This is a genomic window from Parendozoicomonas verongulae (assembly GCF_009711465.1).
Classification (GTDB): domain Bacteria; phylum Pseudomonadota; class Gammaproteobacteria; order Pseudomonadales; family Endozoicomonadaceae; genus Sansalvadorimonas; species Sansalvadorimonas verongulae.
Genome location: NZ_SMME01000831.1, coordinates 21,760 through 29,389, shown reverse-complemented (window position 1 = coordinate 29,389; position 7,630 = coordinate 21,760). Strand labels below are relative to the sequence as shown.

General features: G+C 52.3%; 8 protein-coding genes. All 8 read right to left on the bottom strand.

The features are described from left to right. On the bottom strand, positions 1-1,089 hold a 1,089-nt coding region (locus tag E1189_RS11680), incomplete at its 3' end, for a hypothetical protein (RefSeq protein WP_196221390.1). A gap of 611 nt (positions 1,090-1,700) precedes the next feature. Beyond that, positions 1,701-2,081: an aspartate 1-decarboxylase gene (panD, locus tag E1189_RS11675; protein ID WP_155160510.1), complete on the bottom strand. Its 381-nt coding sequence runs from the start codon at positions 2,079-2,081 to the stop codon at positions 1,701-1,703. A gap of 10 nt (positions 2,082-2,091) precedes the next feature. Then, positions 2,092-2,940 carry a pantoate--beta-alanine ligase gene (gene panC, locus E1189_RS11670; RefSeq protein ID WP_155160509.1) on the bottom strand — a complete coding sequence of 283 codons (849 nt, stop codon included), beginning with the start codon at positions 2,938-2,940 and terminating at the stop codon, positions 2,092-2,094. After that, entirely contained in the window at positions 2,937-3,734 is a 798-nt protein-coding gene (gene panB / locus E1189_RS11665) for a 3-methyl-2-oxobutanoate hydroxymethyltransferase (protein ID WP_155160508.1), read from the bottom strand. The genes panC and panB overlap by 4 nt, the downstream gene beginning before the upstream one ends. Positions 3,735-3,953: 219 nt before the next feature. Continuing rightward, a complete protein-coding gene (locus tag E1189_RS11660) occupies positions 3,954-4,634 on the bottom strand; it encodes a deoxynucleoside kinase (RefSeq protein ID WP_155160507.1) in 681 nt (226 codons plus the stop codon). A 30-nt stretch (positions 4,635-4,664) separates the two neighbouring features. After that, entirely contained in the window at positions 4,665-5,174 is a 510-nt protein-coding gene (gene folK / locus E1189_RS11655; RefSeq protein WP_155160506.1) for a 2-amino-4-hydroxy-6-hydroxymethyldihydropteridine diphosphokinase, read from the bottom strand. Between the two features lie 9 nt (positions 5,175-5,183). Then, positions 5,184-6,620, bottom strand: a complete 1,437-nt coding sequence (pcnB, locus tag E1189_RS11650) for a polynucleotide adenylyltransferase PcnB (protein WP_329602003.1) — start codon at positions 6,618-6,620, stop codon at positions 5,184-5,186. A 175-nt stretch (positions 6,621-6,795) separates the two neighbouring features. Continuing rightward, entirely contained in the window at positions 6,796-7,566 is a 771-nt protein-coding gene (locus tag E1189_RS11645) for a hypothetical protein (RefSeq protein ID WP_155160504.1), read from the bottom strand. Positions 7,567-7,630: the final 64 nt, after the last annotated feature.

Genomic DNA, 7,630 nt, shown 5'->3' with positions numbered 1-7,630 from the left:
CATGAGCTGGAGGTGCCTGCCCAGTGTTAATTCGATATCTTTGTCAGTACATGGGGTGTCTGCCTGTCCCCCGCTCGTCTGGATGCGCAACCGGGTATAGATCTCCAGGGCTGCTTCCATGTTGGCCTTGCCTCCCATGAGCTGGAAAAGCCTGCCCAGAGCCAGTTCGATCTCCTTGTCATTGCAGGGGATGTTCGGCTGCCCCCCACTCGCCCAGGTGCGCAGTTGGCTAAAGATCTCCAGAGCTGTTCTCATATTGTCTTTGCCCCCCATTATCTGAAGATGCCTGCCCAGCGTTAACTCGATGCTTTTGTCGCCGCAGGGGGTATTTGGCCACCCCCCGGCCGCCCGGGTGCGCAGCCGGATGTAGATATCCCGGGCTGCTCTCAGATTATCTGGGCTTCCCATGAGCTGAAGGTGTCTGCCCAGAGCCAGTTCGATATCTCTGTCATGACAGGGGGTATTTATCTGCCCCCCGGTCGCCCAGGTGCGCAGTTGGATAAGGATATCCAGGGCGGCGTCCATCTTATCCATCCCCCCCATGAGCTGGAGATGTCTGGCCAGTGTTAACTCAATTTCTTTGTCGCCACAGGGCGTGCTCACTTGCCCTTTGGCCGCCTGGGTGCGCAGCCGGATATAGATCTCCAAGGCTGCTTCCATATTAACCGTGCCCCCCATGGACTGGAGGTGTCTACCCAGTGCCAGCTCGATATCCTTATCATTACAGGGCGTGTCCATTTTCCCTCCGGCCGCCTGGGCGCGCAGTCGGGTATAGATGTCCAGGGCTGCTCTCAGGTTGCCCTTGCCTCCTATAGCTTGCAGGATTCTGCCCAGTGCCAGTTCGATATCCTTGTCGACACCGGCGGTATTCGCCCGTTCCCCGGCCGCTCGGGTGCGCAGCCGGGTATAGATGTTCCGAGCCGTTTCCAGATTCTCTGGGCTTCCCATGGCCTGGAGCTGTCTTCCCAGAGCCAGGCCATTGGCTTTTTCATTCTTGAAATATGCTGAGCATTTTTCATATAAGTATTGGAAAATTACCAAAGCCTCAGCTGAACAGCCTTTCGCCTGTAAGGCTCGGCCTTTTGCCATCAGTATGCCTTTGTTTCTTTGCAAATCTTCTGGAAGAGAATTGATGTACCCAATACATCCATCAACGTTGTTAAGCTGAAACAAAGCTCTGGCTTTTAGTTGCACCACACGAGCATATTGGCGTGGGTTTTCCGAGTGTTGCCTTAATAGCATCTCAGCCGCAGCTAATGCGCTTTGTGGGTCGGTTCTCAGAAGATCGAAACAGTTGTCTATATCGCAATTGTCTTGTAAGTGAGGTTGAGCCGGGCAGGGCTGAGGATGAAATTGTGACAGTGGGCGGTGCTCGCAGTGAGCAGTACTCTCTGGTGGAAGGAAACTTTGTATATAGGAGATATAAGATACAGGCCCACTTGAAACCGTTTTTTGAGAAGTATGAGGCCCTTGCCGATTATGGTAGCTCCCGTTAAGGGTTGATAATACGTCCATACGCTGAATAAGCCTCTGTAACTGTTGTATCTGAGGGGATTTGTGAAACCCGTGTTTTGTATGGATTAGGGTGAGGGAGCAAGGTTCAGTGTTCGTCAAGGTCACTAACGGGGCTGTCAAAAAAACGCCAACCCGGAAGCCGGGTTGGCGTTTTGTAACAATTCACGTATCAGCTGAAAGTTGGGTTATGCAACTTGAACAGGAATTGCGTTAGCGCTGTGACTCACGGTGTTGTCCGGGTTCATATAAAGCAGGGCAGGCTTGTGGTTGGCCAGCTCGGCTTCAGAGTAGTTGGCATAAGCGCAGATGATCACTTTGTCGCCAGGAGATACCAGGCGTGCAGCGGCACCGTTCATGGAAATAATGCCGGACCCTTCTTCACCACGAATGATATAGGTGGTGAAACGCTCGCCGTTATCCTTGTTGTAAATCTGAATCTGTTCAAATTCACGCAGGCCAGCCATATCCAGCAGCTTGCCGTCGATGGCGCAGGAGCCTTCGTAGTTCAGTACAGCGTGAGTGACGCAGGCCATGTGAAGTTTGGCCTTCAGCATAATGTTTTGCATCAGGAGCCCCCTATAAGTCGATTTGAATATTGTCGATTAATCGAGCCTTTCCGAGCGCTGCCGCTGCAAGAATAATAAGCTCTTTATCGTTCGGGCCCGCAGTGTGCAGGTCGGAACGTCGAATAATGTTGAAGTAGTCAGGCTGGAAGCCGGATTCTGCCAGGTGAGCGATGGCGTCACGCTGGAGAATATCGTAGTTTGCATTGCCTTCTTCGATAGCGGCCTTGGCCTTCTTCAGCTCCTGGCTCAGCAGGCAGGCCTGCTCCAGTTCTTCTTCTGAGAGGTAGCCGTTGCGGGAACTCAGGGCCAGGCCGGTCTCAGAGCGGGCGATAGGTGCGCCAACAATCTCCACCGGCAAGCACAGGTCTTTCACCATCTTGCGGATGATGCACAGCTGCTGGAAATCCTTCTCACCAAATACGGCCAGATCAGGCTGAACGATATTGAACAACTTGGTCACAACGGTTGCGATGCCGGTGAAGAAGTTCGGGCGGCTTTTGCCACAGTGCATGCCGTCCAGCGCTTCTACCTTGATCTCGGTATGATTATCCAGACCTTCCGGGTAGATGATGTGGGAAGTGGGTGCGAACACCATATCCACATTGTGCTCTTCCAGCAGTGCTTCGTCCTGCGCCATGGTGCGCGGGTAGCTTTGGTAATCTTCGTTGGGGCCGAACTGCATCTGGTTAACGTAGATACTTACTATTACAACGTCTGCCAGTTCTTTAGCCTTGGTCACCAGAGTGAGGTGACCGTCGTGCAGGTTGCCCATGGTGGGAACCAGTGCCACGGTTTTACCCGCCGCTTTTACCGTTTGAACGTAGTCACGGATGTCTTCAATGCTGTAAACGGTGTTCATGCTTCAAATCCATGTTCAGGCGCGGGGAACGTGCCGCTTTTTACATCTGTCACATATTGGGCAACAGCTTCAGCAGGAGACCCTGCCTCGGCCATAAAGTTCTTCACGAAACGAGGTTTACGGCCGTGGGTCATACCCAGCATGTCGTAAACAACCAGCACCTGGCCATCCGTATCCGGGCCAGCGCCAATACCGATTACAGGCACATCAACGGAGCGGGCAATTTCCCGCGCCAGAGGCGTTGGCACACATTCCAGCAGAAGGATATTCGCGCCTGCCTCAGCCAGAAGGCGAGCGTCTTCGATCATGCGGTTGGCGGCTTCTTCGCCACGGCCCTGAACCTTGTAACCGCCCAGCATGCTCACAGACTGAGGTGTCAGGCCCAGATGCAGGCAGGTGGGAACGCCGCGCTCGGACAAGCCGCGTACGGTGTCGCATAACCAGCGGCCACCTTCGAGTTTGATAACTTCTGCGCCAGCTTGCATAAGAGCAGCAGCGTTATCGTAGGTCTGCTCCGGCGTGGAGCAGGCCATAAATGGGATGTCAGCCATAATCATGGCATCGGTATTGCCACGACTTACGCAACGGGTGTGGTAAACCATATCCGCCATAGTCACTGGCACCGTGGAGTCTCTGCCCTGAACAACCATGCCCAGTGAGTCGCCCACGAGAATAATATCGGTTCCCTGACTGCTGACCATGTGCGCCTGTGTGGCGTCATAGGAAGTTAGACAAGTGAATTTTTCACCAGTCTTTTTCATTTCCAGTAGGGAATGGAGAGTGGTTTTGGCCATAGAACCCTGGATTTCTATTTGTATCTGCGTCTCAACAGACCCTAATGAGTTAGAGTGACGTTTCAGACTTATTCTGAAGATGCAATGCCGCGCTATATTGGTGGAAATGCGGACGCATTTCCAGTGCAGAATTTACCTGTATAGGGTACATGTATGCGAAATGCTGGGAAAACAGGGGGTTAAAGTTACTGCCCCCGTGCTCATGGAGAAGAAAGCAACCTAAAGTTCGGAAGGCTTGGGGTTAAAGTAATGGCGACCTTTCCGGCACACCATAATCTCTTCAACCAGTGAGCGGTAATCCTGTTCGTTATGCACCAGATCAATGTCCGCCGCATTCACAATCAGCAGGGGGGACTCTTCGTAGTAGTGGAAGAAGCGGGCATAAGCTTCATTCAATCGCTTCAGGTAACCGTTGCCAATCAAGCGCTCAGCTTCAATGCCTCTTTCCCTGATTCGATCTTTGAGTACATCCACCGGAGCCTGAAGATAAATTACCAGATCTGGTTTGGGCAGATCCTGGGTCTGCATGCTCCAGGCGCGGTTGTAGAGTTCTATCTCGTGGGAGTCCAGATACATTTCTGCAAACAGACGGTCTTTCTCCATGCAGAAATCAGAGACACGCACCTGCTCAAACATATCATTCTGTCGAATGGTTTGCAGTTGTGTCGCACGCTGAAATAGAAAGTGCAGCTGAGTGGCCAAAGCAACCTGTCGAGGGTGACGATAAAAGCGTTCAAGGAACGGGTTTTCCCGGGGAGGTTCTTCCAGAAGCACATCATAATTGAAGGTGCTGGCAAGGCGGCGGGCCAGTGTGGTTTTACCAACACCAACCGGGCCTTCAACAGCGATAAAACGAGGAAATTTATCCCCCAGTGGGTATGAAGCCAGCCGTGCTTCCATGTAGGACTTTCCCCTGTCATGTTTTTATTGTTATGCGGGTTCAGGTAATGGAATGTCTGCGATGGCAGACAGTCCTTCGTCTCCAATAGTTTGTAAAAGCTTTTGCAGGTTTTGTCCAGTGGGGAGTATCAGATTGGGTGTTATATCTGCCAGAGGACGCAGAACAAAGTTACGCCAGTGCATCTCTTTGTGAGGAACTATCAGGCGCTCATTGTTGATGGTTTCTTCACCGTACAGAAGAAGATCAAGGTCAAGGGTACGGGAACCCCAGCGTACAATGCGTTTGCGGCCATGGGCATTCTCAATGTCTTGAATTGCATCCAGCAGCTGTAACGGTGCTAGCTTCGTGTGTACGCCGACAACTGCGTTGATGTAATCTTCCTGATCACCGGGACCGACCGGATCACTGCGATACAGTCGGGACGTGGCAATCAGTTCTGTATTTTCAATCCCGGCAATTTCCTCAACCGCAGACAGCACCTGTTGAACAGGTGCGTCCAGGTTGCTGCCGAGGCTGATGTAAGCCGTTACAACAGGCATGGTCGATGTCTAACTCTGGTTGGCATTGTTACTGGTTGGCTTCCGTCTGCGTGGACGGCGACGGCGATTACGGTTTCTGCTCTCGCTATCTCTATCTCTATCTCTTTCCCTATCCCTATCCCCATGCGAATGCTGTTTGCGACGGCCGCCCTGATGACTGCGGGAATTGTTGGTGTGCACATCATTAAGCAATTCAGGGTGAGCGGCCTGATAATCTGTCCACCACTGGCCTGCACCGCCCAGGTCTTCACCGGAGGCTTCACGGAGTAACAGGAAGTCGTAAGCTGCGCGGAATCGGGGATGGGCTGCCAGCTCTTCTATTCTACGGGGCTGACGGCGTTCCAATCGCCTCTGCATATCCCAGATTTCCCGCATAGGTATAGAGAAACGTTTGGGAATGGCGGTGTGGGTACACTGGTTGGCAATCACCTGCATGGCAGCCTGGCTCAAGGCGGGAACGGGAGGCAGACCCTGCTCCTCGAGGTCAGAGGCCATGGCCTGTACCGAAGGCCAGAGTGCAGCGGCGTAGAAGAAAGCGGGTGTAACAGGTTTCCCCTGTTGAATGCGGCGGTCGGTACTCATCAAAGCTTCATTCAGCAAACGTTTGCCCTGAGGGTTGTTCACCAGTGCAGCTTCTGTGGCCGGGAACAACGGCTCGAGCAGGTTGTACTCACGCAACAGGCGTAGAACCTCCTGGCCGTAGCCGGAAAGGAACAGCTTCAGGGTTTCATCAAACAGGCGTGCGGAAGGAATATCCCGCAGGAGACTGCCCAGTTCGCGAATGGGGGCAGCCGTTTTTTCTTCAATCTGGAAGCTCAGCTTGGCAGCAAAGCGTACCGCCCGCAGCATACGTACCGGGTCTTCATGGTAGCGGCGAACCGGATCACCAATCAGGCGAATCAGGCGGTTTTCAATATCTTTTATGCCACCACAAAAATCATGAACACTGAAGTCTTCGGTGGTGTAGTACAGGGCGTTGATGGTGAAATCGCGGCGAATGGCATCATCTTCGATAGTGCCATACACATTATCCCGCAGAATCCGGCCGGAATCTGAGTGATGGGAGTTGTCTTTGTGTTTCTCATGAATGGGCACGGAATCGTGACTGGCGCGGAATGTCGCTACCTCAATCACATCGCGGCCAAACACCACATGAATCAGCTTGAACCGACGCCCGATAATGCGGGAGTTGCGGAACAGAGAGCGCACAACCTCAGGTGGTGCACTGGTGGCAACGTCGAAGTCTTTAGGGGAAAAATCCAGAAGAAGGTCCCGAATGCAGCCGCCAACCAGCCAGGCCTCATGGCCTTGACTTCTCAGGCGATAAAGGACTTTCAGTGCATTTTCGCTGATGTTCTTACGGGAGATTGAGTGCTCGTCCCGAGGAACGACCTGACGAACAGGTTCAGGGGCTGTTGAGGCATCCGTGCTGAAAAGCCTGGACACCTCTTTCCAGACCCTATACGGGAGACTAATGAGTCCTTTGTGCCCGCCAGTCATAATATGCTGTGTTCTCTGATTACTGCCATGAACAAGGAGTCTGTTCGATGCATGGAAAACGGACATATTAACACTCAGGTCTCAATAGAGACAGTTTGGCAGGCAACCCGGTATGTCGTGATCAGGTAGAGATATACAGCCACCAGATCATATCTCCGGGGCACTGTTCCTGAAGGGCTTCGCTGATCACCTGGCTGGCCATGGTCTTCTGCATACTCATCAGCCAGTCATTATCGTGAATACGGTTTTCCACGTACCAGTCAGGGTAGGAGTGTAGTTTCCGGTCGTAGTAGGCCAGAGGAAACTGAATTTGTTTGGGTAACTGGTGAAGGTTTTGATAGAAAGCTGTTACACACTGATTAACCAGCTCTTCACCCCTGGTATTTCTTTTCAGAATGTAATCGGTGGTTTCCGTGCGATATTCGTTGTTGTAAGAGTGCATCATCTCGTCGTAGCGGGCGGCAATGCACTCCTCCATCGACATGGTGAGGGGTTCGGAGTCGTAGCCCATTAGATCGCAGGCCAACCGGGCTTTCTCTTTATTGTCATCCCCCGTAGTTTGGTACCAGGGGGCATTGGTGCCCAGCTCTTTCTGGGCCACAATCAGACTGACAAAGTAAAGGTTCTCAGCAGGGCTGAAGCAGTTGGCATCGCTGCTTTTACGCAGGGGAACCAAAAGTTTTAAGTCAGGGTTTCGGTTGATATCCATTTGCCGGTGCATACGCATTCTCTGGCAAATGCTCTCGGCTGTGTTTGGGGCTGGCTGCTGCATTTGTTCCTGAGGTATGGCCATCATGGCATCGTTACCATGAGCATGCAAAGACACCCATGCCGATACAAAGGGAATGCAGAATATTGTGATGAACTGTTTCAAATCCTTATGAAACAACACGGCGAAATCTCCGGTCACTCTTTTCAATTTCTTAATTGTAGAAGAGCTGACCGGATATGCGTTG

Bases quoted from the DNA above. Each gene is read 5' to 3' on its own strand.
- panD (WP_155160510.1), bottom strand. From the start codon at position 2,081: ATGCAAAACATTATGCTGAAGGCCAAACTTCACATGGCCTGCGTCACT.
- panC (WP_155160509.1), bottom strand. From the start codon at position 2,940: ATGAACACCGTTTACAGCATTGAAGACATCCGTGACTACGTTCAAACG.
- panB (WP_155160508.1), bottom strand. From the start codon at position 3,734: ATGGCCAAAACCACTCTCCATTCCCTACTGGAAATGAAAAAGACTGGT.
- E1189_RS11660 (WP_155160507.1), bottom strand. From the start codon at position 4,634: ATGGAAGCACGGCTGGCTTCATACCCACTGGGGGATAAATTTCCTCGT.
- folK (WP_155160506.1), bottom strand. From the start codon at position 5,174: ATGCCTGTTGTAACGGCTTACATCAGCCTCGGCAGCAACCTGGACGCA.